We start from the raw sequence: 21,736 nt of genomic DNA on the forward strand, positions 1-21,736 counted from the left end.
GCTAATATCGAGAATGTGATTCTTGGCGGCGGCGACCTCATGTCGCGGAAGGGTTTGTCGGCATCATGACCGTCGTCGACTCTCCCGAAAAGGCACTCTTCGTCTCGACAACCCAGTCCTTTCTGCAGAAGGAAGCGCCGCTGAGTCGCGTCCGGGAGCTGCACGCGGCGGGCGTTTCCTTCGACCAGTCCTGGTGGCAGCGCGCCGCGGAACTGGGCTGGACGGGCCTGCTCGTTCCGGAGGAGTTGGGCGGCGGCAGCGTCTCGGACAGCGGTGTCGCGGATCTGGCCACGGTCGCCGAACTGCTCGGCAAGACCGTCGCACCCGGCCCGCTGTATCCGGTCAGCGTCGTGCTCACCGCGCTTGCCGAATGCGCCGATGCGCCGGCACACGCGGCGGTGATCGAGTCGCTGATCGCCGGCGAAACCGTTGCGTCCTGGGCAGTCTCGGAACCCGGCCGCGGCTGGGAGCCGCTGGACCCGTCGGTGACGGCCACCCAGACCGACACCGGCTATCGCATCGACGGCACCAAGGACCGCGTCGAGGCCGCGGCCCAGAGTGGTCTGCTGCTCGTGGTGGCGCGCTGCGGTGCGGAGATTCGTCAGTTCTTGGTCCCGACGGACGCGCCCGGCGTTCGGGTCGAGCCCCAGCAGTCGGTCGATCTGGTCAAGCAATACGCGCGAGTGCATTTCGACGGTGTGGTCGTGGACTCGTCGGCGGCCATCGGCAGCGCCGCCGAGACCGCCGCGCTGATCGACCGGCAGAGCCAGATCGCCCAGGTGCTGCAGTGCGCCGAGGTGGTCGGCGTCGTGCAAACGGTGTTCGACTTCACCGTCCAGTGGGCGCTGGACCGACACACATTCGGCCGCCCGCTGGCGTCGTACCAAGCGCTCAAACACGACTTCGCCGACATGAAGTTGTGGCTGGAAGCGTGCCGCGCCACCACGGGTGCGGCGGTTGCCGATGTCGCCGACCGCTCACCCGCGGCGAGCCTGTCGGCCAGCATCGCCAAGTCCTACGTTTCAGAGATGGCGGGTCGGATCGTCCAGGGTTGCGTGCAGATGCATGGCGGCATCGGCGTCACCTGGGAACACGACCTGCACCTCTATCTGAGACGAGTTACGTTGTACCGCTCGCTGTTCGGCACGCCGGAGGAACACAACTTGCGCGTGTATGAGTTGGAGAAAGCCAGCCGTTCCGCGGCCGGGAGTACGACCCGATGACGCCGACGGAATCCGTTGCGGAGTTCGCCGCCCGCGCCCGCGCGTGGTTGGCGGACAACCTGCCGCCCATCGACCCCGAGTCGCCGCCGCCCGCGCCCCGCGACGACGAGGATGCCTGGAAACGCGCCCGGGAACTGCAAAAGCGGCTCTATGAAGGCGGATTCGCCGGTATCTGCTTTCCGCGTGAATACGGCGGCCTGGGTCTGGATTATGCCTACCAAAAGGCATTCGACGACGAATCCCTGCGCTACGAAATGCCGTTGATCCTCAACATTCCGACGTTCACCATCTGCTGCGCGACCTTGCTCGACACGGGTACCGAAGAGCAGAAGAAGCGGCACATCGCGGCGGCACTGCGCGGCGACGAGGTGCTGGTGCAACTGCTGAGTGAACCCAGCGGCGGGTCGGATCTGGCCGGCGTCATCACCCGGGCCGAACGGCGCGGAGACCGATGGGTGATCAACGGCGCCAAGACCTGGAGCACGAGTGCGTTTGCCGCCGACTACGGGCTGTGCCTGGCCCGCACCGATTGGGATGTGCCCAAGCACGAAGGCCTGACCATGTTCCTGGTGCCGATCAACCACCCGGGAATCACGTTGCGCCACATCACAATGCTCAGCGGCTCCACGGAGTTTTGCGAGGAGTTCCTGGACGGGGTGGACGTCGGCGACGACGCCGTGGTGGGAGAGGTCAACGGCGGCTGGGCGGTGGCCTCCCGGCAGCTGTATCACGAGCGCCGGGCAGTCGGTCAAGGTTCGGAGTTTGCAAGCGGCAGCGGTAGCGAGGGCGGCCAGGCCAGTCCCGTTGACTACGTTGCTCTTTTGGAGAAGACGGGCCAGGCCGAGAACGAACGCGTGCGGGAGATGGCCGGCCGGTCGCTGGTGCACCGGGCGGTCGCCGAGCAGCTGATCGACCATGTGTCGCGCAATGTCCGCGACGGAGTCCTGCCACCGGCGGGCGGCACGCTGATCCGGCTGTTCCACTCCGAGACAGTGACATTGGACTTCGATATCGCGATGGCGGTCACGGGAGCCGCCGGTGTGGTCGGCGAGATCGGTGACGGCCTGGAGACCGGACTGCGGTACCTGTCGCGGCAGAACGTCGCCATCGGTGGCGGGACGACGGAGATGGCGCGCAACGTGATCGGGGAGCGGGTGCTGGGCTTCCCACGCGAATACGCCGCCGACCGCGGGGTGCCGTTCAATCAGGTGCGGCACGGCCAGACCCGCTGATCGCGGGCTAGTCCTCGGCGAAGACGTTCTCGCTATCACCGCTGCTGACGGGTATCTGGACCATCGACAAGATGTGATGCGCGGGGCTTCCCGGCGGGGCGATCAGCGCGCAGTCACCGCCTTGTCGCAGGGCCCGGTCGCGAGCGGATGCCAGCGCGCTGACACCAGCGGACCCCAGGTGGGTGACGGCGCTGAGGTCGATCGTCAAAGGTGCAATGCCCGAACGGCTTTCGACCGCGATCAGGCGGTCCAGCGTGGACGCGGTGGTGGAGTCGACGTCCCCGCTGACCACGATGTGGCCGGCCTCGCGCACCGTTGAGACGAATTCGTTGTCGACGGCCCGGGAGTAGGTTGCCCGGCCGACAATCGTGTCGGTGACGAAATTGGCCGGTCGTGACAGACGGTGCGTCACGCTGGCCGTGGTCCCATTGTCGCTGCGCGTAACGAGGGCTTCGGATACCAACGCCTCTGCCATCGCAAGTCCGCGGCCACGACCCTGTTCGCCTTCACGGTGATCCTTCCACTGTCCGCGATCGATCACCGCGGCATGCAGGTTGCCATCGCCGGATAGCGATGCCTCGACGACAACACCGTCGGAAACCTCGGTGCCGTAACCATGTTCGACCGCGTTCTCGACGAACTCCGAGATCGCGTGCACGACGTCGGAGATGTCGTCGGCGTCGGCGCCGATCTCCGAAAGCCATCCGCGAAGCCGGGAGCGCACGGTGCGTGCGGCGTGGATTGTCGCGTCCAGCGTCATGTGCAGCGGTGCCGGGGGGGTGCGGCGCTTCGCGGCAAGCAATGTGACGTCGTCGCTGTAACCGGTTGACCGGAGCAGCAATTCGAGCGTCTCCGAACAGATGCGGTCGATGGTTCGCGTCGGTGCATCGATGACGAATCCGCCGATGCCGGCGGCGATGTTGGCGGCCAGGTCGGCGAATTCCGCGGTGCTGGCGCCCAGCGGGCGCCCGGGCCGCTCGATCAGGCCGTCGGAATAGAACAAGATGGAGTCGCCGATGTCGAGCGTTTCGCTGCGCACCGGAAACCCGACGCGGCTGCCGAGCGGACCCGCACCGGAGGGTTCCACATAGCGTGCGGTCGAGGCGGCGGTCACCACCAGCGGCGGCGGATGTCCGGCGGTGCAGTACTGGAATTCACCCGTGGCGTAGTCGAGCGAGCCGACGCACAATGTGGCCGACTTAGATCCCGGTACCTGCTCATGGAAGCGGTCGACGGCCTCGAGTGCTTCGGTGATGGTGTGGCCCTGCGATATCTGCATTCGCAGCGCGGTGCGCAACTGCGACATGACCGCCGCGGCCTCGACACCGTGACCGACGACGTCGCCGACGATGAGCACCAACCGATCCCCGAGCGGTATCGCGTCAAACCAGTCACCACCGGCTGCGGTGTCCTCCGTGGCGACCAGGTACTGCGCGGTGATGTCGGCGCCGGGAACCACCGGTACCGACGAGGCCAGCAGCGCCTGCTGCATCACGATGGCGGAATCGCGGACGTTGCGGTATCGCTGGGACAGCTCCTCGATGCGGGCCTCGGCGGCCAATCGCGCCTGCACGCGTTCCGTGACGTCGTCGAAGATGATTTGTACACCCTCGATCGATCCGCCCTTTCGGCGGCGTGCGGTGACGAGGAAGTCGAAGTAGCGCTCCTCGATTCCCGTTCCTTCGAAGTCGGCCTGCAGCCGCCACTCCGCACCGGATTGCCGCTCACCGGTCTCGTACACCCGGTCGAGCATCTGAAAGATTTGCTGGCTCTCCAGCTCGGGATAGACCTCGCGGGCCAGCTTTCCCACCGGGTTGAACGCCGGATTCAGGGCGCGGTAGGCCGCGTTGGCCGCGACGAAGCGATGCTCCGGCCCTTCCAGGCCGATCAACATCGCGGGGACCTTCTCGAAGATGCGGCGCACGTCGTCAGCCGTACCGACAATCTTGTCCCAGTCCTTTTCGGCCACCATATGGCCGTCCCTCCTGAGCCTCCCTGCGGGCCCTTTTCTGGACCGAGAAATCTAACAATGCGGGGTCCTATTCGACACACGCAAGTAATCAGATTAGCAATGGCTGGGGGGTGTCTCGTGCATCAGTTTGCTAACAGCGGCTACGGACTCTCAGGCCACGGTGGTGGCCAGCGCAGTGTCGATGGTCGGATGCAGCGGCAATACGCCGCCGAGATTGCACGCCTGGATGACCCGGGCGACGCTGGGATCGCAGCTCACCAGCCGCAATGCGACGCCGCGAGCGCGGCACCGGGCAGATTCGGCGGCCAGGACGGCGAACCCGCAGCAACCGATGAAATCAAGGCCGTTGATGTCGACGATGAAGGGGCCCGGCGGGGTAGCGACCGCGGCCGCCTCCTCCACCAGCCGTCGCCAGGTGTGCTCGTTGACGGCGTCGACCTCACCGCCCGCGCGGATGATCACGATCGCGCCGCTGCGCTGAGTCGCCGCCCGCAACGTGCTGTGTGGATCGCCCAGTTCGGAAACCAGCCGCGGGCTTAGCGCCACTCTGGTCACTGAGGACTCGACCGGAGCCAGGTTCATCGTGCGCTCCTAACCGGTCGCGCCAACGGGACCGTGCTGGACGTCGGTGACGACATCCGTGTTCGGAGGGAAGATTCTTTTCTATAGCAAAGCCGAAGGCCGCGTCTATAGTCCCGCCGTTGACCAGGGCATACAGGAGTGCCCGCCTCCGAGCGACAACCTCAGGGGATGTCGCCCGAAGGCGGGCGATGCTCAGTGCTGGATCAGGCCGAGACCGGCTTCTTGGCCGGCTTGGAGACCTTCATGAGCTGCATCAGGTTGCCGCCCATGATCTTGGCGACGTCCTCTTCGGAGAAGTCGGTCAGCTCGTCGACGAAGGTGATCGGGTCCTTCAGGCCTTCCGGGTGGGGCCAGTCGGATCCGAACATCACCCGGTCGGTGCCGACCATGTTGACGATCTCGGTAAACCGGTCCTCCCAGAACGGGGTGATGTAGACGCACCGCTTGAACGCCTCGACCGGGTCCTCGGTGAATGCCTGCGGCATCTTCTTGTAGACGCCCTTGAGGCCCTTGAACAGGTCCGGCACCCAGTCGGCGCCGTTCTCGATGGACAGGATCCGCAGTTCGGGGTTGCGGGACAGCGCGCCGTGGCACACCAGCGCACCCATCGCGTCCAGGATCGGCCGGTGGCCCATCGCGAAGCTCCGGAACGCGGTCGGCTTGAACGGCAGGAACTCGTCGCCGGGCTCCCACACGTTCGCGAATTCCGAGTAACCACTGTCCGAGGCGTGCATCGAGACCGGGATGCCGGCCTCGACGCAGGCCTGCCAGAACGGGTCGAACTCCTCGAGGCCGAACGACCGGCTGCCCTTGAAACCGGGCACCGGTGCCGGGCGGACCAGCACGGTGCGAGCGCCGCGCTCCAGACACCACTGCAGTTCCTCGAGCGCACGGTCGACGATCGGCAGCGTGATGACCGGGGTGGCGAAGATGCGGTCCTGATAGTTGAACGTCCACTGCTCGTGCATCCACTCGTTGAGCGCGTGGATGACGTCGTGGGTCATCTCCGGGTCGTCCTTCATGCGCTCTTCGACCAGGCTGGCCAGCGTCGGGAACATCAGTGCGTAGTCGATGCCGAGCTCGTCCATCACCTCGAGGCGCGCGCCCGGTTCGCGGAAGGCCGGGATCGCCTTCATCGGCTCGCCGAGGATCTCGCGATACGTCTTGCCCTGCGCGCCGTTGCGGAAGTAGTCCTCCTGGGCGCCGGGCTTGGCGACGACCTCGAACGTCGGGTTGGGGATGTACTCGCTGATGTGGCCGCGCACCACGATCTTGGTGCGGCCGCGGACCTGCACGTAGTCGATGACGCGCTTCCTGCTTTCCGGGAGGAACTTGGTCAGCGCTTCCTGCGGCTCGTACATGTGGTTGTCGGCGTCAAAGACGGGGAAGCTGAGTTCGCGAGAGGGCATGGCGATCTCCTTGAGGGCTGGATTCTCGTCGAGTGGTAATGACGTTACCACTTCGGCGCAACAACGTGTACCGGCGTTAGGTGTCCGCCCGGAGGCCCTTGGGTGTCGCCCCGTTGATGATGGCGAAATTCACCGTCGCGGTCGCGGCGACCTCGTCGTCGCCGTCGCCATAGATGTCGATCTGCATGACCATCGCCCGCCGGCCGGCGCGCAGCATTCGGGGCACGGCGAACGCGGCGCCCTGCCGAATCGGCCGCAGGTAGCGGACGAACAGATCCGCGGTAGTCATCGTGGTGCCCGGCTGCAGAAAATCCAGCCCGTACTGGCCGCCCGCCACGTCGACAAGGGTGGCGATCAGGCCGCCCTGCAGCGCCCCAGAAGTGTTGACCACGTTCGGACTAACCGGCATCGTCATCGCGAATTCGCCGTTGCGCGAGCCCGCGCGCAAGCCAATTGCGGCGAACAACTCCGCCAGTGAGGGCGGGCCCGTTTCGTCGTCGGTGTCCCGGATGCCCAACGCGCGGCTGCAGAAGTCGTAAAGCTGGCCGGCGTCGACCGGCGACCCGTTCAATTCGGCGCCCAGCCAGTGCAGCCGCTGCGCCCCCATCATCGTCTGCATCACGATCGCGGCCGACTCCCCGGTACCCAGACCCGGGCTGAACACTCCCTCGGTGATGCCTTGCCCCACGATGTCGCGGATCAGTTGGTACAACGGGGACAGCACGCGGGCGTATTCGCGGGGACGGGTATCGGCGAGGTGCTGGTTATAGAGACCCAATGCCCGGTTGAGGCTGTCCTGGGTGCTGGATTCCGGTTGCTGGCTGATGCGGTCGATCAACAGCTTCAGCGCGGCCGTGCTGTCCAGTCCGGCGGCTTCGGCGCGCCAGGTCAGCACCGATTGCGAGATCGTCCGGTCGAATAGCGCGAGCAGCAGTTCGTCCTTGCTGCTGAAGTGCTGGTAAAAGGCGCGCAGCGAGGTCTTGGAGCGGGCGACGACCTCCTGCACGGTGAAGTCGGTGCGCCCGGTCTCGCGCAGGATCTCCACGGCCGTCTTGATGAAGCGGTCGCCGCGCGTCACTTCGGCGTCATCGCTGGGGGCGGTCATGTGCGCTATGTCCCCTTCCCGTGGCGCACCGCGTGCGCTTTGAGAATGAGGTTACCGCGCGTGACGAGATCTCTGCGAAGCTAGCCCTGCGGTAGCTCGTCGGGGGTTTCGGGCCCTGTCTCGAGCTCGGCCTCTGGCTCGGTCTCCGGGGACCGCTTCTTGAGTTTGCTGGCGAGTACCGCGACGCCGCCGGCGGCGAGCAGCAGGGGCCATTCGACGACGGCGATCAGCCCGACTGCCGCGGCGACGACCGCGGTCCGGGGGCGGATGTGGCCCTCTCGCATACCGGTGCGAATGTCTCTCGTCGTAACAACGACGCCCTCGGCGATCGCGGTCCCGATCTGGCTAACTGTTGAAACCGTTTGGTCGGCAACCGAGTTCGCTGATTTGGTGGCTCGTTCAATGATTGTCACTGTGCCCTCCCAAGATTCGAATTGTTGTGCGCGTGGCCAATAATTTGTCGTCCGTTTGCTTTTCGGATTCTCTAAGTCGCGCTCCTAGATCCTCTTAGTCAATACGGTGTAGCACGCACGTACTACTTCGACGAGTCTGCTGCGTGAATCTGCAATGTCCAAGCTAATTATCGCGAGAGGGCGTAACGCACAACTATGGTCATCGAGCCGATCGTCTCGGGGCTTCGTATGGTGGTCGCAGGCGGCGCTGCCGCGGCAGCTGAGTTGCTGGGTGGGGACCGTCCCCGCCGCCGCTGGTCCGGCAATGGCCGCGGGTGGATCGAGCTGCGCATCCCCGAGGAGGACCGCTCGTCTGAGTACGCGACCGTCCTGGAGCGGACGATAGGCAGCACCACCGGCGTCACCCGCACCCAGGTGAACTGGCCGTTGTCCCGCCTGATCGTCGACATCGACGAAAACGGGCCGACCGTCGACGATTTGGCCCTGATGGTGGAGGCGATCGAGCGGGCCTTCACCCAGAAAGCCGCTCGCAACGAGCCATCCGACGAGTTCGCGCCGCAGCCTCCGGTCCGGCTGCCGGTGATCGACATCCCCGGAGACGGCGCGGAGGTCGTCAACCGGATGAGCCTGCTTGGGGCCAAGGCGGTATCGCTGGGTGTCACGACGTTCCTGCAAGTGACGCGGATGCCCAGGTTGCCGCGCGCCTTCGCCGCCGCGACCACCTTTGCCGAGGCGCAGCCCGATGTACGCCGGGTGTTCGAACGGGCCCTTGGCCGTGGGCGCGCCGACGCACTGCTCGCGTTGGGCACCGCCGTCACCCAGTCGCTCGGCCACACCCCGTCGGTGATCGCCGCCGACATGTGCCTTCGGAGCCTGCGCCTCATAGAAGCGCTGTCGGCCGTTGAGGCCTGGAATGAGCACGAACCTCAGCTGGCGCTCAGCGCCGAAGCCGAGCCGCACCCGGAGACGCGGCGGCCGCGGCCCGTGCCGGACACGGCGTCGGAAAACTACGCCCGCGCAGCAACCGCGGCGGGCCTGGCCGGGGCAATCGCCCTCACCGTCAGCGGCGGGGCCGCGCTGGCGAGCGAGGCGGTCATCGTCGCCGCACCGCGGGCGCTCAACTACGCCCGCGAGTCGTTCGCCACGACGTTCTGCGCCGGGCTGAACCGCTACCACCACACCCTGGTGATGCGACCCGACGCGATCCGGCGCCTGGATGGTGTCGACGTGCTGATCGTCGACCCCGCGGTGCTGGTCGGTGAAACCCTGCGCGTGGCCGAGATCAGCGGCGTCGACGGCGAACTCCGCACCAAGGTGTGGCAGTGCGCCCAAACGGATGTCAACGACGGTCTGCTCGATGCGGGCGTCCACACCGGGTGCTCGCTGTCACCCGCGCATCAGTTGCCGGAGCTGCACGACCTCGAGGTCGTGGTGGCGCGCAATGCGGATCCCTACGCCGAACCACTCATGGCCGCGGCGCGCGGCGCCGATCTCAAGCTCGTGTCGGTGGATCGGGCCGATGCCGGGCATCTGCGCGGCACATTCGACGAACTGCTGCCCGTCGACGACGGCGACGTGGATCTGACCATCTACGGTGCGGTCCGGCAATTGCAGGCCGACGGAAAAATCGTCGCCGTGGTGGGGCGTGACCTTCGGCGTGCCTTCGCCGCCGCGGACCTTGGGCTGGCGGTCTGGCCGGCCGGTCGGGGGGCGCCCGCGTGGATGGCCGACGTCCTGATGCCGGACCTCAAGGTCGCGTGCCGGATCATCGACGCCATCCCCGCGGCCAAGTCGGCCGCACGGCGAGGCGTCGAGTTGGCCGCTGCTGGGACCCTGCTGGGCTCGCTGACGCTGTTGCCGGGTGTTCGGGCGGCGGGCGTGCGCCCCAGCATCGCGGCCGCTGCCATCGCGCTCATTCCCGGATACGTGATCGGGCGAGGGGTGGCCATGCAGCCCGATCCGGCCGCGGCCGCGGACACCGAATGGCACGCGCTGGACGCCGACCAGGCGCAGGCACAGATTCGGGCCCTGTGGCCCGAGCTCGCCAACCCCGTCCCCGTCGCCGCCCAGGTTCCCCAGACGCGGATGCAGGCGTTGGCCGCCGGCTTCGCCGACAGCAGCAGAGACGTCGTCGAGGCGATGTGGCACGAGATGCAGGATCCGCTCACCCCGATCCTCGCCACCGGGGCGATGGCGAGCGCGCTCGTCGGTTCGCCGATGGACGGTGTGCTGGTCGGGATTGTGCTCTTGGGCAGCGCCGGGATCGCTGCGGGGCAGCGACTCAGCTCGGATCGTCAGCTCAACAAGATGCTCAGCGCCCAGACGCCGCCGGCCCGCGTCACCACGGGACCCGACCAGTTCGAGCTGGTGGCGACCGAGCACCTGACACCGGGAACCATCATCGAGGTCCGTTCTGGTGAGGTGGTTCCCGCCGACGCCCGCGTGCTGACCGCGGTCGCCGTGGAGGTGGACGAATCGTCGCTGACGGGCGAGTCGTTGCCGGTGACCAAAAACCCCGCGCCGACACCGGGCCGCCCGCTGGCCGAGCGAGCCTGCATGATCTACGAGGGCTCGACCGTGCTCAGCGGCGTGTGCCGCGCGGTGGTCGTCGCGGTCGGTGAAGCTACCGCCGCGGGCCGGGCCATGGCGCTGGCTCCGAAACGGCGCGACGAGGTCGGGCTGCACGCACAGCTGGCCTCGGTGACGGCGAAGGTGTTGCCCTGGACCCTCACCGGTGGTGTCGGAGTGATCGCCACCGCGCTGCTGCGTGGGTCGGGCATTCGTGAAGCGGTCACCAGCGGTGTCTACTGCGCGGTCGCCGCCGTGCCGGAAGGCCTTCCGCTGGTGGCGACTCTGGCGCAGCGCGAGGCGGCAAGGCGCCTGACCGAGCGCAACGTTTTGGTCCGGGCTCCGCGGTCGGTCGAGACCCTGGGCCGCGTCGAGGTGGTCTGCTTCGACAAGACCGGGACGCTGAGTGAAAACCGGCTAGTGGTGACGGATATCTCCGCACAGCCGGGTTTCGACGAGGACGTGATTCTCGAGCGCGCGGCGCTGGCCACCCCGGTGGCGGTCACCGAGCACGCTCCGCTGCAGGCGACCGACGCCGCGGTGGTCAATCGAGCCGGAAGTCAGCCAAAGCGCGACCGCGAGTTGCCGTTCCGTGCCGGACGCGCCTACGCGGCCGGACTGGACGGCGACACCCTCGCGGTCAAGGGCGGACCCGAGATCGTCCTGTCGGCGTGCGTCGAGGGTCAGGACGACGACCTGCGTGAGGAGCTGTTGGCACACGTCCACGACATGGCCGCGCGCGGCCTTCGCGTGATCGCGGTCGCCGACAAGACATTGACGGATGCCGAGCTCGAGATCGCGCAGGACAAGGGCCTGGAACCGTTGTGCCGCAATGATTTACGCCTGTTGGGATTCCTCGGGATCACCGACACGCCGCGGCGCGACGCGCGGGAACTCCTGCTCGGACTGGCCAAACGGGACATCGGCGTGCGGGTGATCACGGGCGACCACCCGGCCACCGCCCGCGCCATCGCTCGCGAGATCGGGCTCGACGTTCCGGAAGACTGCATCATCACGGGAGCCCGCTGGGAGCGGTTGTCGATCGCCGAGCGGGCCGAGGTCGTCAAGACCAACGTGATCTATGCGCGGATGTCACCCGAGCAGAAGGTCCAGATCGTCCAGCAGATCAGCAATTCCGGGGTCGTGACCGCGATGGTGGGCGACGGTGCCAACGACGCCGCGGCGATCCGTGCCGCGGCCGTGGGCGTGGGCGTGTCCTCGCACGGCAGCGACCCGGCCCGCGGCGCCGCCGACGTGGTGCTGACCGAGGGCCGCGTCGGAAGCCTCTTGGAGGCGATCGAGGAGGGTCACCGGTTGTGGCAGCAAGCACAAGCCGCGGTCGGGATGTTGTTGGGCGGCAACGCCGGTGAGGTGGCCTTCAACATGTACGGCACGATGGTCCGAGGCATCGCGCCGCTGACGGCCCGGCAGATCCTGCTGGTGAACATCCTGACCGACGTGTTCCCCACGACGGCCGTTGCGGTGAGCGCCGTTCGCAACATGCGACCGCCGTCGGAGCGCGGGATCAACATGGACGATCTGATGCAGACCGTCGCTATCCGCGGGGCCGCCACGACTGTTGGCGCAAGCGCTTCGTGGAGCCTGGCCACCTTTACCCGCGCTGCCCCGCAGCGTGCGGCGACGGTCGGTCTGGTGGGTCTGGTCACGACGCAGCTGGGGCAGACGCTGCTGGATTCCCGCGATCCGCTCGTGATCAGCACCGTCGCCGGCACCTTCGTCGCGATGGCCGCCCTGATTACGACGCCGGGCCTCAGCCAACTCGTCGGGTGCGTCCCGCTGGGTCCGCTGGGGTGGATCGAAGGCGTGGCCCCGGCCGTGGGCCTGACCGTGCTTACCGCCGCCAAGCCGGACTTGTTGCTCCGGATGGCATCGATGATCGGGAAACGCGTCTCGAAATATGGCAACGAGGCCGACAGCGTCTTGACCAGCATGGTGGGGTCGCTGACTACGTGGGCCCAGGAAATCCCGGGTATGGACAGTGGCAATGGAGCCAAGGGCGACCGGGTGCCCCAACTGGAACTCACACCAGCCGGTTAACCGACGACAACAACGAAGAGGTACAGACATGACCACGCTGGACCAAGACCAAAACGGCACGCCCGAAACGGATTCCGGCTCAGACGAGCTGCACGATCAGCTCCACGACGAGCTGCACGACGAGCTCCACGATGAGTTGCACGACGAACTGCACGATGAGTTGCACGAAGAGCTGCACGATGAGCTGGCCGAAGAGCTTCGTGCCGGACCGAGTTTCGCGCAGCGGTGGGCTGCCTACGCCGAGGCGCACCCGAAGTCCAAGCGCGCCCGGACCCTGCGAACCCTGCGGGAGTTGGAATCACGGGCAATCGACTTGCCGGTCATCGGGAAGTTCCACCGGCCCGACAAACACGACGTCGTCTACGTGGTGGGGCTCACTGCGCTGCTGGCGTTCGGGGCCGTGGAGCTGCCGATTGCCCTCGTCGTGCTGGGCGGACATGTGCTGGTCAAGCAGCACTCCAGCCGTTCGCTGGCGGCGGTCGGTGAAGTCATGGAAGACGTCTTCGGCCACCACATCTAAAACGGTGGCCCGCCGCCGGGCGGGCTAATCAAGGTTGCGGCGGTGGAGCGGGCACAACCGGTTTCCCTGCCATGCAATCTTGAAGCTCCTGACTGCCCGGGGCGAAGTCGAAGCCGCAGTTGCACTCATGAACTTGCTGGGGCTTGGGAAGCGAATTGCAAAAGTCGGTGCCAGCCGAGGCCGATGGTGCGGTCCACATCACACCAGCGGCCAATGCTGCCGCTCCGATCGTGGCCATCAATACTCTCGGCTTCATGTTGGGATTCCTTTTCTCGGGAAGACGCCGGGCACTCCGTCGCTGCTGGTTACCGCAGGGACAGCAGTTGTCGCACTACGCTAACCCGCGCTGCCGGATTTTTCTCTTCGCTCGGTCAGGGTGCGGGGTTGAACGCTCACCCGCCCCGGGCGGCGATCATCGCGGAGCGATTGACCTTGGTCGCCGCCGTGCGGGGGATCGCATCGACGAACTCGACCGTCTTGGGTGCCTTGTAGGGCGCGAGCCGGTTCTTGGCGTACTCGATCACCAGCTGCTCGGTGAGCGACGCGCCGTCGGCGGCTTGCACCACGGCATGCACCCGGCGTCCCCACCGTTCGTCGGCGAGCCCGATCACCACGACATCGGCGATGTCAGGGTGGCCGGCAAGGGCCGACTCGACCTCGGCGGGAAAGACATTCGCGCCGCCGCTGACGATCATGTCGACCCGGCGATCGACGAGGTAGAGGAAACCGTCCTCGTCGACGTGGCCGATGTCGCCGGCGGAACGAAAGCCGTCCTCGGTCGATGGCAGCGGTGCGGCGCCGCCGAGGTAGCGATACCCGGCGCTCATCGGCGCGCGCAGGTAGATGTCGCCGTCTTCACCGGTGGGTACCGGGTTTTTGTCGGCGTCCAGAATTCGGATCTCGGTGTCGCGGAAGCCGCGACCGACGCTGCCGGGATGCGACAGCCATTCGTCGCCGCGCAACGCGGTGAGCCCGAGATTCTCGGTCATGCCGTAGGCCGTCACAATCCGTTCGGGGCTGAGCAGTTCGAACCAGGTATGCAGCAGCGAGGGCGGCATCACCGCGGCGCCTTGGAGAATGAAGACGACGCTCGACAGGTCACGCTGCCGGACGTCGGGCCGCGCCGCGATGCGCGCCAGCATGGTCGGCGTGGCCGTGAAGTTGGTGATCCGATAACGTTCGATAACATCCAAAACCAAAGCCGCATCGAACTTTTCGAGTATTACCAGGTGATTGCCGCCGAGCAGCATCAGGAAGGTTGCGAAACCGTTGGTGTGATACATCGGCGCGGGCACCATGATGGTTTGCGGCATCTGCACCGGCGTCCAGTTCGTGATGAACGGTTCGCCCTGCTCGGGAATCCATAGTGACGGAGCCAGGGTGAGGATCACCTTGGGCACCCCGGTCGATCCGCTGCTGCAGATTCCATTCGCGGCGGGGGAGATGGCTTCTGGCAGCGGGTCGCCGGACTCGCCCGCCGCACGGGCGTCCAGCTCCCACCGAGTCTGTTCGTCGACGACGACGGCGGGGTCGATCACCGCGCGCACCCGATCCCGCTCCCAATCCGGCAGATCCCAGTGCATCGGGATCGGGACCGCGCCGATTTTCCAGCATCCCAGCGTGGCCAGCACCAGGTGCACCGAATTTGGAATCGCGAGTGCGACAAGGGAACCCGTTTGTGCGCCGGCGGCCGTCAGGGCCCGCCCCCATTGGTTGGCGCGGGCGTCGAGCTCACCGAACGTCAGCGCCGCCGCGGTGCCGTCGAGCGCGACAACCGTCACCGCCGCCGTGTCGCGCTGGTGTTCGGCGAGCGTGGCGAGTTTGGTGCCGAACGGGACTCCGTTTTCGAACGGATTGGTCGCCGCCGACTCGAGGGGTTGCGTACTGCTCACGCCGATACCGGTTCGCTGAAGAGGGTCTCCAGGGAGCCGTCGCGGACGTCGGAGATCAGGCGCAGCCCGAGCGCCTCGGCGCCCAGCGGCAACCGGATCAGCGGCTGGGTGTGCCGGTCGAGCACGCTGACGTCGGACTCGTCGCAGAAGCCCAGGGCGCCGAGCAACTGGTGGGAGGCGCGCAGCACTTGCCGTGCGGTGTCGGTGGCCTTGAATCGGAGCACCAGCGCGTCAGCGGAATGCACCTGCGCCGGTAGCGATTCCGGTCGGCAAATGGTGTATTTCGCCAGCTCGTGCAGCCCACGTACCGCGACCGAGGCATCCGCGACGGCGAACCGGACGGCCTGGAAGTCCGCCAGCGGCTTGCCGAACTGGATGCGGGCCCGCAGATGGTCAGTGACGATCTGCAGCGAGCGCTGCATTGCTCCCAGAATCCGCCATGATCCCAGCACGAGATGAAGATTAACGTCGGCGGCCGGAACTGTCCCGTCGGGTGCGCTTATTGAGGCCGGCACCAGGAACGGCCCCAGTTTGGCGTTCGTCCGCGACGCGATCTGCAGCTGGTACCGGTTGCCATCCAGGTCGGCGGCGACCCAGGCGCCGGGCAGATCGCCGTGGTCGATGCGCGGCGCCTCGGGATTGACCAGGGCTAGGCGCGCACCGTCGATTGCCAGCAGCTCCTCGACGACGGGATAGGGCAGCGCGTGCGCACCCGCGGTTTGGCAGAGCACTGCCGCGGCAAGCAGGTCGTCGGGACCGGACCGGACTTCGAGCTCGAACGCGCCGAGCTCGCCCAGGGCCGCTCGAGCCGCGTCCCGAACGCTGTCGTCTGTCTCGGCCCGCAGTGCGGCCTGCGGGCCGCCCAGCCGGTCGAACCGTTTGGCGGCGACGGTCGCGAAGTCGCTAATGTCCTGTGGCAGTGTGGTTTTCACCGGTGCTCTCCCAGAGCGGCTCGTGCCACCAGCATGCGCTGCACCTCGATGGTGCCCGATGCCACGGTGGCCGCTTGTGCGTAGCGCCAATGGTCTTCGATGGCCCCGTGCAGCGCTGACGAGGCACCGCTGTCCAGTGCGACCGGGCCCAGCACGTCAAACAGCAGCTCGGCGACCTGCTGATCGCAAGTAGTGGTGGCGATGCGGGCGGCGCTGGCCGCCGCACCGGCCGACGGATCGTCCTGCAGCGACACCGCGCGATAGGCCAGCAGCCTGGCCACCCGCAAGTCGACGAGCGCCCGGACCCACCGAGCCCGAAGCGATTCGGGCAGCCGGTCCCAGTCGTCGCCGAACTCGCTTTGTATCCGATGCAGCAGCGACTCGCAGCGCGCGTAGCGCGCGATGCCGACGCGCTCGAACGCGAGCGCCTCGCGCATCACCCGCCAGCCGTCACCGACCTCGCCGAGAACGTCACCGGGGAACGCCTGCACATCGTCGAGGAACATCTCGTTGAGGTGATGCGGCCCCAGCATCGACGGGATTCCCCGTACCGTGAAACCCTTGCGGTCCATCGGGATCAGAAAAAGGGTGAGCCGCTTGTGCTTCGGGGCGTCGGGGTCGGTGCACGTCGCCAGCACGCACCAGGACGCCATCTGCGCGTACGACGTCCACACCTTCTGGCCGGTGATGCGCCAGCCGTCCCCGTCCGGCACGGCGCGCGTGCGCAACGAGACCAAGTCCGTTCCGGCCTCCGGTTCGGAGAAGCCTTGGCACCAGATCACATCGCCGGACGCGATGGCCGCCAGGTGCTTTGCCTTCTGTTCCTGCGTCCCGTATCGCATCAGCGCCGGGCCGACCCAGTTGACACCCATGTACTGCGGGCCCCGCGGCTCGTGCTGGGCCCACATCTCCTCGCGCAATACCGTCTGTTGCCAGACCGAACCACCGCCGCCGCCATGCTCTTTCGGCCAGGCCAGCGCGAGCAGACCCTCGGAGGCCAGCAGCTTGCAGAACGTCTCGGTGGTGGCGAGGTCTTGCGGATCCTCGGTGCAGGCGCCCAGGAAGTCGGGTGGTACGTGGTGGGCGATCAACTCCCGCAAGCGGTGTCGCAGTTCGACGGCGTCGTCGCCGAGGTCGTAGTCCATCGTCATCCCTTCGGCAACCCGAGCAGTCGCTCGGCGATGATGTTGCGCTGCACCTCCGACGTGCCGCCGTAAATGGTGGCGGCCAGCGCGTCCTGACGTTCGAACAGCAGATCGGAATCGCCGGCCGAACGCGGTCCTTCGGCGGCGGCCGCGAGTTCCCAAACCCGTTGCAAGGTAACCGATCCGAGGAGCTTCATGATGTCGGCTTCCGGGCTGGGCCGGCCGGCCAGTTCGTTGCCCAGTGCGCGGTACCCGGTGGCCCGCAGCGCTTCGGCGTCGGCGAGCAGCGACCCGAGTTCGGTGTAGAGGTCCTGGCTGTCCCCGGTCGCCCCGGCCCCCCGCACCGCGTCGAGTCCGCGCTTGATTTCGACCCAGTTCATGATCCAGATCATCTGGCGTTCATGGTGCAGCGAGGAGAGCGCGACGTTCCAGCCGCCGTTGACCGGACCCAGCAGGTTTTCCGCCGGGATCTCGACGTCGTCGAGGAAGACCTCGCAGAACGTCTCGTCCGAGATCGACGACATCCGAATGGGTTCGATGCGCACGCCGGGGGAGTGCAGGTCGAGGATCAGGCACGAGATGCCACGGTGTTTCGGTGCGTCCGGATCGGTGCGCGCATAGAGTGTGCACCACCGCGATTCGTGGGCCTGTGTGGTCCAGATCTTGTGACCGTTGACCCGGAAGACGTCCCCGTCGCGCTCGGCGCGGGTGCGCAGGCCGGCGAAATCCGACCCGGCCTCCGGCTCGGACATACCGAGCGCCCACCATTCGTCGCCGCGCAGCAGTGGCACCAGCAGGCGCTCGATCTGGTCGGGCGTGCCGAACTGGCGGATGCCGGGTGCGGCGACGCCGGGCCCCTGAATGTTGGGGAGCTTGGGCGCCGACCGCAACGCGCCCTCGATCCGGATCTCCATCGCGTCGCGCAAACCCAGCGATCGACCGCCGTGTTCGCGTGGCCAGGTGGGCTGCAGCCAGCCGCCCTCGAATGCGGCCCGCTGATAGTCGCGGCGCAGCGGGATGTCCCAGCGATACCGGCGGTAATTCTCGTAATAGTCCTGCGGCAGGAACGCGGCCAGCCAGTCGACGAACTCGGCGACCGCCTCGGACGGAGTCGTTGCACTCGTCATGCCGCGCCTCCGGCGAAACGGCAGCCCACCTCGTGGTAGAGCGCGCGACTGTCTCCCAACAGCGCCGCGCCCTGCCAGGCGTGCCGGACGTAGAGGTGTGCGTCGTGCTCCCAGGTCTGCCCCAGCGCACCGTGCACCTGGACCGCGGTGCGGGCACAGCCGGCCGCGGCGTCGCCGGCCGCCGCCTTGGCCAGTGCCGCGGCGGTCCAGGCGTCCGCGGGTGCGGTGTTCGGATCGGCAAGGCGGGCCGCGGCCGCGTAGGTGAGGCTGCGGGCGCGCTCCACGCCGACATAGTTGTCGGCCAGCGCGTGCTTGATGCCCTGGAATGCGCCGATCGGCGTGCCGAATTGACGGCGTGACTTCGCGTACTCGACGGAGAGGTGCAGGGCGGCGCTCGCCGTGCCGACCAGATCGGCGGCGACCGCGACCAACGGCGCGGTCAGCGCCCACTCCAGGTCGACGGGCGCCCAGCCTAAGGGTTCGGCGTCGATCTCGACGTCGGCCAGCGGTTGCGCGGGATCGGTGGACTCGCCCGCGGTGATCGTCACGCCGTCGCCGGTACGCACGGCCACGGCGACATAGCCGTCGATGGATTTGGCCAGCGTGACGACCAGCTCTGCGCGAGACGCGTTGGGGACGGCGACCGCGCGGCCGCGTACCCGTCCGTCGCGCAGCGTCATCGGTGGCCCGGGCAGCCGAGATCCCTTGGCGTGCACCGCCAGGGTGCCAACGGCCCCGCCGGCGATATCGGTGAGCACCGAGTCCAGACCGCACGCCCGCAACACCCCTGCGGCCAGGCCGACGCTGCTGAGCAACGGAATTGGCGCCAGGGCGGCGCCGCACTCCTCGAGAACCACTACCAGTTCGACGGGTCCGTAGTCGTCGACTCCGGGTGCGGCGAGTTCGGTCCAACCGAGGTCGACTACCGTCTTCCACAGAGCGCGCCAGCGCTCCGGATCCGTCAGCGCCTGCCGGGCGGCGTCGGGAGGACATTCGGTACGCAAGATGTCGCGCACGGCGTCGCGCAGCGACAGCTGATCCGAAGTCAGTCCGACATCCATAAGACCCCTAACATAATAAAGATAGTAAACTAGCGACGCTGTTGCAATCGCGCCGAGCATAGGTGGTCGCATGGTCGAGTGGTATCTGTTCCTGCCGCAGGTGCGGTTGTCTGTGGGCGACATCACGGAACGGGCCCGGCATGCCGAAGCCAGTGGCTTCGATGGAATGGCGTTCATCGATCACCTCGAGGCTCCGGGGCTGCCCGGCGAAAGCATTTGGGAGGCAATGGCCGTCGCCACCTGGGTGGCTGCCAAGACGGAGCGGCTGCGGATCGGCCATCTGGTGCTGTGCGACGCCTTTCGGCATCCCGCCGTGCTCGCCAAGCAAGCCGTCAGCCTGTCCGACGCATCGGACGGCCGGTTCGATCTCGGCCTCGGCTCGGGATCCTGGCCCGCCGAGTTCACCAGATTCGATGTCGGTCAGCAGGATCCGGTGGCCCGCGTTCAGCAGCTCGGCCGTCACCTGGCCCTGATCAGGCAGTACTGGGGCGACGGTACCGACGACGACGGAGCGGTTCAGTTGCCGAAGCGCAACCATCCGATACCGCTGGTTCTGGGTGGCAGCGGGCCCCGCTTGATGGAACTCGTTCGCAATTACGCGGATTGGTGGAACCTACAGGCCAATCACATCGACCGGTTGCCCAAGCTGGCTCCGTCGGCGGGAAGCGCCCGGATCTCGGTCCAGCAGATGATCGGCTTCGCCCGGTCGGGCACCGACCCCGACACCGTGCGTGAGGTGAGCATGCGTCGATTCGGCAATCTGGGGGCGGGACTGGTCTGCGGCGACGCCGACGAGCTGACCCAGCACTTCGCGGGTCTGGCCGCCCAGCGGGTCGAGCGCTTCTACGTGTGGTTCGCCGATTTCGCGAACCCGGAGTCCCTGCGCGAGTTCGGCGAAACGGTGATCAAGACGTTCCCTGGCGCCGGCGGGCCTCGTTAGGAACGACCGGCGGTCGAGCGTACGGACCGCGCTGCACCGCGGAAAGCCGGATCTCCGGCAGATCGACCGACGGGTCCACCGTGTCCAGCCAGGCGACGGCCGCGGCGACGTCGGAGATCTGAATCGCGTACATCTCGAAGGGAACGTCCTGCAGCATCTCGGTTTCCACCGGGCCCGGCGTCACGATGTGCACGGCGATGCCGTCGCGGTCGACTTCGAGCGCCAGTGCCCGGGCGAACGCATTCATGCCCGCTTTCGACGCGGAGTAGGCGGTACGAGCCATCATCGGCTCGTGGGCCGCCGACGAGGAGATGAACACGAACCGCGAGCCGGCCTGCATCCGCGGCAGCACCGCGGCGGTCACCACGAAGCACGAATCCAGGTTGGCCGAGATGATGGTCTGCCACTGCGCGAAAGTCTGCTTGCGCGCATAGGTTCCGCCGAGCGTACCCGCGGCGTGAACGACCAGGTCGATCGTCTCCAAAGTGCTTATCGCAGCGGCGAATCCGTCCGGATCGGACGCGTCGGCCACGAGGTAACGGGCCCCGATCTCCGCGGCGGCCGCGCGGAGCGGATCCGCGCGCCGGGCCACCAGCACCACGTTGTAACCCAGTTCGGCCAGCTTACGCCCGCAGCCCTTGCCGATCCCACCGCTGCCGCCGGTGACCAACGCGGTTCGCATGGAGATGAGTGGCTTCCTTACGACTGCCGGAGATCGCGCGGGCGTGACAATGCCTGCGGCGAAAGCGCATAGATCCGTTGGGTGGGCCGCCCGGCCAGCACATAGGTCTGGGTATCGGCGAGGTGACGGCCCGCGATGCGCCGGGCGCGGTCGACGTCGCCTTCCGCGATGGTCTCGGCCAGCTTGGTATGTGTGTTGAGGACCGCGCGTCGCTGGGTCAGCGACGGATAGGTGCCACGCGCTGCGCTCTCGTCGGCCCACTGCTTTTCGTGGCTGCTCCACAGCGTTTCCAGGCTGCCGACGACCGCGATGATGGTGTGGTTTCCGCAACCCTGGACGATGAGATCGTGGAACTGGCGGCCGATTTCGGTGAACAGGCGCCCGTCGTCGAGGTGCTCGGTCATGGAGTCGTTGACCCGCTTGAGTTCTGGCACCAGGGTGTCGGCCCGGTCCGGTCGCTGCGCCGCCAACGCGGCGCAGGCGGGCTCGAGCTCCTGTAGCGCCATGCCCAGGTCGGCGACCTGAACGGACTCGCTCTGCAGCAACAGCCCGAGCATGTAGGCCGCGCTGGTCTTGGCCGGTGCGTGCACGACGGCGCCGCCGCGGTTACCCCGTCGCACCGAGACCAGACCCTCGGTTTCCAGGATGCGCAGGGCTTCGCGCAGCGAGACCAGGCTGACGTTGAATTGTTCGACCAGTACTTCCTGGCGCGGCAGCAGATCGCCATCGGCAAGCTCGCCGTCGATGATTTGGCGGCGCAATTCGTCGGCTACGATTTCGGCAATCCTCGGCGCCGACAACCGGCGACGAGCATCGGGACCAATTCCCAGAGCGGGCATCCAATCCTCGCAGTCGCGGCAGGGCGAGCGGCGCGC

At 67.2% G+C, this 21,736-nt stretch carries 17 protein-coding genes; 5 read left to right on the plus strand and 12 right to left on the minus strand.

Translation table 11 applies throughout. The features are described 5' to 3' along the window. Positions 1–65 precede the first annotated feature (65 nt). Together LMQ14_RS08080 and LMQ14_RS08085 are read left to right on the plus strand one after the other, a co-directional pair. Positions 66–1,223 carry an acyl-CoA dehydrogenase family protein gene (locus LMQ14_RS08080; protein WP_267734240.1) on the plus strand — a complete coding sequence of 386 codons (1,158 nt, stop codon included), beginning with the start codon at positions 66–68 and terminating at the stop codon, positions 1,221–1,223. Then, positions 1,220–2,455, plus strand: coding sequence for an acyl-CoA dehydrogenase family protein (locus tag LMQ14_RS08085; protein WP_267734241.1), 1,236 nt, complete (start codon positions 1,220–1,222; stop codon positions 2,453–2,455). The genes LMQ14_RS08080 and LMQ14_RS08085 overlap by 4 nt, the downstream gene beginning before the upstream one ends. Positions 2,456–2,462: 7 nt before the next feature. On the opposite strand, the gene LMQ14_RS08090 is transcribed toward LMQ14_RS08085, so the two are convergent. From LMQ14_RS08090 to LMQ14_RS08110, 5 genes are all read right to left on the minus strand, one after another. After that, the gene (locus LMQ14_RS08090) at positions 2,463–4,427 is read right to left on the minus strand and encodes a SpoIIE family protein phosphatase (protein ID WP_267734242.1); all 1,965 of its coding nucleotides are present in this window, start codon (positions 4,425–4,427) and stop codon (positions 2,463–2,465) included. 150 nt (positions 4,428–4,577) lie between these two features. Beyond that, positions 4,578–5,009 (minus strand): anti-sigma factor antagonist, encoded by a 432-nt coding sequence (locus LMQ14_RS08095; protein ID WP_267734243.1) that lies wholly within the window; start codon positions 5,007–5,009, stop codon positions 4,578–4,580. Between the two features lie 203 nt (positions 5,010–5,212). Next, on the minus strand, positions 5,213–6,418 hold the full coding sequence (locus LMQ14_RS08100; RefSeq protein ID WP_267734244.1) for an amidohydrolase family protein: 1,206 nt from the start codon (positions 6,416–6,418) through the stop codon (positions 5,213–5,215). 76 nt (positions 6,419–6,494) lie between these two features. After that, positions 6,495–7,523: a hotdog fold thioesterase gene (locus LMQ14_RS08105; protein ID WP_267734245.1), complete on the minus strand. Its 1,029-nt coding sequence runs from the start codon at positions 7,521–7,523 to the stop codon at positions 6,495–6,497. Positions 7,524–7,603: 80 nt separating this feature from the next. Continuing rightward, a complete protein-coding gene (locus LMQ14_RS08110) occupies positions 7,604–7,936 on the minus strand; it encodes a hypothetical protein (protein WP_267734246.1) in 333 nt (110 codons plus the stop codon). Between the two features lie 195 nt (positions 7,937–8,131). Here LMQ14_RS08110 and LMQ14_RS08115 point away from each other — a divergent pair, with 195 nt between their 5' ends. Together LMQ14_RS08115 and LMQ14_RS08120 are read left to right on the plus strand one after the other, a co-directional pair. Further along, entirely contained in the window at positions 8,132–12,562 is a 4,431-nt protein-coding gene (locus LMQ14_RS08115; protein WP_267734247.1) for a cation-translocating P-type ATPase, read from the plus strand. Between the two features lie 28 nt (positions 12,563–12,590). Next, entirely contained in the window at positions 12,591–13,082 is a 492-nt protein-coding gene (locus LMQ14_RS08120) for a hypothetical protein (protein ID WP_267734248.1), read from the plus strand. Between the two features lie 392 nt (positions 13,083–13,474). On the opposite strand, the gene LMQ14_RS08125 is transcribed toward LMQ14_RS08120, so the two are convergent. From LMQ14_RS08125 to LMQ14_RS08145, 5 genes are read right to left on the minus strand one after another with little or no spacing between them, the layout of a single operon-like run. Then, the gene (locus tag LMQ14_RS08125; RefSeq protein ID WP_267734249.1) at positions 13,475–14,974 is read right to left on the minus strand and encodes a class I adenylate-forming enzyme family protein; all 1,500 of its coding nucleotides are present in this window, start codon (positions 14,972–14,974) and stop codon (positions 13,475–13,477) included. Beyond that, the gene (locus LMQ14_RS08130) at positions 14,971–15,906 is read right to left on the minus strand and encodes an acyl-CoA dehydrogenase family protein (RefSeq protein ID WP_267734250.1); all 936 of its coding nucleotides are present in this window, start codon (positions 15,904–15,906) and stop codon (positions 14,971–14,973) included. The genes LMQ14_RS08125 and LMQ14_RS08130 overlap by 4 nt, the downstream gene beginning before the upstream one ends. Continuing rightward, positions 15,903–17,051: an acyl-CoA dehydrogenase family protein gene (locus tag LMQ14_RS08135; protein WP_267734251.1), complete on the minus strand. Its 1,149-nt coding sequence runs from the start codon at positions 17,049–17,051 to the stop codon at positions 15,903–15,905. The genes LMQ14_RS08130 and LMQ14_RS08135 overlap by 4 nt, the downstream gene beginning before the upstream one ends. Before the next feature lie 2 nt (positions 17,052–17,053). Then, complete coding sequence (locus tag LMQ14_RS08140; RefSeq protein WP_267734252.1) at positions 17,054–18,178, minus strand: acyl-CoA dehydrogenase family protein; 1,125 nt, start codon at positions 18,176–18,178, stop codon at positions 17,054–17,056. Then, complete coding sequence (locus LMQ14_RS08145) at positions 18,175–19,239, minus strand: acyl-CoA dehydrogenase family protein (protein WP_267734253.1); 1,065 nt, start codon at positions 19,237–19,239, stop codon at positions 18,175–18,177. The genes LMQ14_RS08140 and LMQ14_RS08145 overlap by 4 nt, the downstream gene beginning before the upstream one ends. A gap of 70 nt (positions 19,240–19,309) precedes the next feature. Here LMQ14_RS08145 and LMQ14_RS08150 point away from each other — a divergent pair, with 70 nt between their 5' ends. Further along, positions 19,310–20,179: an LLM class flavin-dependent oxidoreductase gene (locus LMQ14_RS08150; protein WP_267734254.1), complete on the plus strand. Its 870-nt coding sequence runs from the start codon at positions 19,310–19,312 to the stop codon at positions 20,177–20,179. Here the strand turns inward: LMQ14_RS08150 and LMQ14_RS08155 are convergent. Continuing rightward, positions 20,145–20,861, minus strand: coding sequence for an SDR family oxidoreductase (locus LMQ14_RS08155; protein WP_267734255.1), 717 nt, complete (start codon positions 20,859–20,861; stop codon positions 20,145–20,147). The two genes, LMQ14_RS08150 and LMQ14_RS08155, sit on opposite strands and share 35 nt — an antisense overlap. A gap of 17 nt (positions 20,862–20,878) precedes the next feature. Continuing rightward, positions 20,879–21,700 (minus strand): FadR/GntR family transcriptional regulator, encoded by an 822-nt coding sequence (locus LMQ14_RS08160; protein WP_267734256.1) that lies wholly within the window; start codon positions 21,698–21,700, stop codon positions 20,879–20,881. Positions 21,701–21,736: the final 36 nt, after the last annotated feature.

This window comes from Mycobacterium sp. Aquia_213, assembly GCF_026625985.1.
Classification (GTDB): Bacteria; Actinomycetota; Actinomycetes; order Mycobacteriales; family Mycobacteriaceae; genus Mycobacterium.

Coding starts and splice junctions, on each gene's coding strand:
- LMQ14_RS08080 (WP_267734240.1), top strand. CDS start 66: ATGACCGTCGTCGACTCTCCCGAAAAGGCACTCTTCGTCTCGACAACC.
- LMQ14_RS08085 (WP_267734241.1), top strand. CDS start 1,220: ATGACGCCGACGGAATCCGTTGCGGAGTTCGCCGCCCGCGCCCGCGCG.
- LMQ14_RS08090 (WP_267734242.1), bottom strand. CDS start 4,427: ATGGTGGCCGAAAAGGACTGGGACAAGATTGTCGGTACGGCTGACGAC.
- LMQ14_RS08095 (WP_267734243.1), bottom strand. CDS start 5,009: ATGAACCTGGCTCCGGTCGAGTCCTCAGTGACCAGAGTGGCGCTAAGC.
- LMQ14_RS08100 (WP_267734244.1), bottom strand. CDS start 6,418: ATGCCCTCTCGCGAACTCAGCTTCCCCGTCTTTGACGCCGACAACCAC.
- LMQ14_RS08105 (WP_267734245.1), bottom strand. CDS start 7,523: ATGACCGCCCCCAGCGATGACGCCGAAGTGACGCGCGGCGACCGCTTC.
- LMQ14_RS08115 (WP_267734247.1), top strand. CDS start 8,132: ATGGTCATCGAGCCGATCGTCTCGGGGCTTCGTATGGTGGTCGCAGGC.
- LMQ14_RS08120 (WP_267734248.1), top strand. CDS start 12,591: ATGACCACGCTGGACCAAGACCAAAACGGCACGCCCGAAACGGATTCC.
- LMQ14_RS08135 (WP_267734251.1), bottom strand. CDS start 17,051: ATGGACTACGACCTCGGCGACGACGCCGTCGAACTGCGACACCGCTTG.
- LMQ14_RS08140 (WP_267734252.1), bottom strand. CDS start 18,178: ATGACGAGTGCAACGACTCCGTCCGAGGCGGTCGCCGAGTTCGTCGAC.
- LMQ14_RS08145 (WP_267734253.1), bottom strand. CDS start 19,239: ATGGATGTCGGACTGACTTCGGATCAGCTGTCGCTGCGCGACGCCGTG.
- LMQ14_RS08150 (WP_267734254.1), top strand. CDS start 19,310: ATGGTCGAGTGGTATCTGTTCCTGCCGCAGGTGCGGTTGTCTGTGGGC.
- LMQ14_RS08155 (WP_267734255.1), bottom strand. CDS start 20,861: ATGCGAACCGCGTTGGTCACCGGCGGCAGCGGTGGGATCGGCAAGGGC.
- LMQ14_RS08160 (WP_267734256.1), bottom strand. CDS start 21,700: ATGCCCGCTCTGGGAATTGGTCCCGATGCTCGTCGCCGGTTGTCGGCG.